Raw genomic sequence first — 738 nt, 5'->3', positions numbered from 1 at the left:
TGCAGCTGCGAGCCGACGCCGCCGCGGCCGCCCGCCGGATGATCGAGGCCGCGGCTCGGGACGGGGTGAGCCTGAGCCCCATCTCCGGCTACCGCTCCCACCAGACCCAGGAGGCCACCTACCGGCAGTGGGTGAGCACCTACGGGCAGGAGCGGGCCGACGTCGCCTCCGCCCGGCCCGGGTACTCGGAGCACCAGACGGGGCTGGCCGTGGACTTCGGCGGGTCCGGGGCGTGCGATCTGCAGCCGTGCTTCCGGGACACCCCGGCGGCGCACTGGCTCGCCGAGCACGGCGCAGAGTACGGGTTCATCCTGCGTTTTCCCTGGCAGCAGCAGGACACCACCGGGTACTGGTACGAGTCCTGGCACCTGCGCTGGATCGGGCAGGAGCAGGCCCAGCGGTACCGGGATTCCGGGGTCCACAGCTACGAGGAGTTCGTGGGGGCGGGGCCGGCCCCGAGCTACCGGGACTGATCCGGACGGTGCCCGCGGTGCGCCAACGGTGCCGACCATCACGGTGAATACTGCGTGATCTGTCCGTCATTCGCCGCACAAAGCCTCCGCTGAGAGCGAAACCTGCCGTACGATGGCGATCATGCTCAGTGGATTCAAAGACTTCATCTCCAAAGGCAACGTCATCGACCTGGCCGTCGGTGTGATCATCGGCGGTGCCTTCAGCACGGTGGTCAACGCCCTCGTCGAGTCGGTGCTCATGCCCCTCATCTCCATGCTGATCGGC

Annotated in this window: 2 protein-coding genes; both read left to right on the top strand. The window is 68.6% G+C overall.

The window, feature by feature from the left end:
• The coding region (locus tag NS354_RS12970) for a M15 family metallopeptidase (RefSeq protein WP_193750792.1) at positions 1–473 on the top strand (473 nt) is incomplete at its 5' end.
• Between the two features lie 121 nt (positions 474–594).
• Positions 595–738 (top strand): MscL family protein (locus NS354_RS12965; protein WP_193750791.1); only part of this gene is annotated, 144 nt, incomplete at its 3' end.

The organism is Leucobacter chromiiresistens, assembly GCF_001477055.1.
GTDB lineage: Bacteria > Actinomycetota > Actinomycetes > Actinomycetales > Microbacteriaceae > Leucobacter > Leucobacter chromiiresistens_A.
The sequence above is the reverse complement of the archived record's forward strand: the minus strand, read 5'-3'. Positions and strand labels throughout refer to the sequence as shown.